Raw genomic sequence first — 1008 nt, 5'->3', positions numbered from 1 at the left:
ACACCCGGGCCAGCTCGTCCAGGTCCAGGTAGTCCATCAGGTGCATGCCCAGGGCGTGCAGCGCGAGGACGTGCACGGGGAAGGGGACGCCGGGCACCGGGCTCGGGGCCGTGTCGTTGTTGCCGTCCGAGCCGAGGACGGCGACCTGCCGTTCGGCCAGCAGCCGCATGCACGCCGGATGCAGGCCCGCCCGGGCGTGCGCCGCGTCCCACGCGCCGGTCTCCCGGCGCCGGCGGCGGTGTCCGACCCGCACGAGCACGATGTCGCCCGGCCCGATCCGGACGCCCTGGGCCTCCTCGGCCGCCGTGAGGTCGTCGGCGCTCACGAAGTCACCGGGTTCGAGCCAGGGGACCCCGCGCAGCAGCGGGACGTCCAGCAGGACCCCGGAGCCGACGATCCCGTCGCGCACCAGGTCGAGGGTGATCCCGCGGGCGCCGCCCGCCGCCAGGCGGCTCTCCGGGATGCCGCCGTGGAGCTCGCCGTCGAACACGACGTGGCACAGCGCGTCGAGATGGCTGTGGGCGTCGCCGTGCACGTTCATCGCGAACCGGTCGAGGGCGAAGTGCACCCCCGGGGTCCCGGTCTCCGGCCTGGTCGGCGCGGTCAGCCGGTAGACGGCGGGCTGCGGGTCGTCCGGCCCCGGCTGCGTCTCGATGGGAGCGGCCAGCGACACGGTCCGCCCGTGGCGCACCCCGGCCGCGGCCGCGGCCACGCGCTCGGGGGTCAGGTGCACCAGGGTCCCGCGCCGGCGCTCCGGGCCGGTGGGTGCCCGCCGGCACAGCTCGGCGTGCAGGGAACGGAAGGCCGTCTCCGTCATGAACGGCGGAGCCGTCGGGCGGGGCGTCGGGGCGTCGTCCGTCACGCGGGTCCTCCCGGTCTGCCGAAGGCCCCGCCTCCACTGTCCGTCGCCGGCGCGTCCCGCGCATCCCGGCGGCCGCGCCCTCCCCCGCCGCTCACACCGGCGGTGGCGGCGCCGGACGGTCCCCGGCGGGACCGCCCCCGGGGTCC

1 protein-coding gene is annotated in these 1008 nt (G+C 77.8%); it reads right to left on the bottom strand.

Features of this window, described 5'->3' with window-relative positions:
• The coding region (locus tag ACFXA3_RS42960) for a cyclase family protein (protein WP_385197065.1) at nt 1–862 on the bottom strand (862 nt) is incomplete at its 3' end.
• Nucleotides 863–1008: the final 146 nt, after the last annotated feature.

This window comes from Streptomyces sp. NPDC059456 (genome assembly GCF_042750055.1).
Taxonomy (GTDB): domain Bacteria; phylum Actinomycetota; class Actinomycetes; order Streptomycetales; family Streptomycetaceae; genus Streptomyces.
The sequence above is the reverse complement of the archived record's forward strand: the minus strand, read 5'-3'. Positions and strand labels throughout refer to the sequence as shown.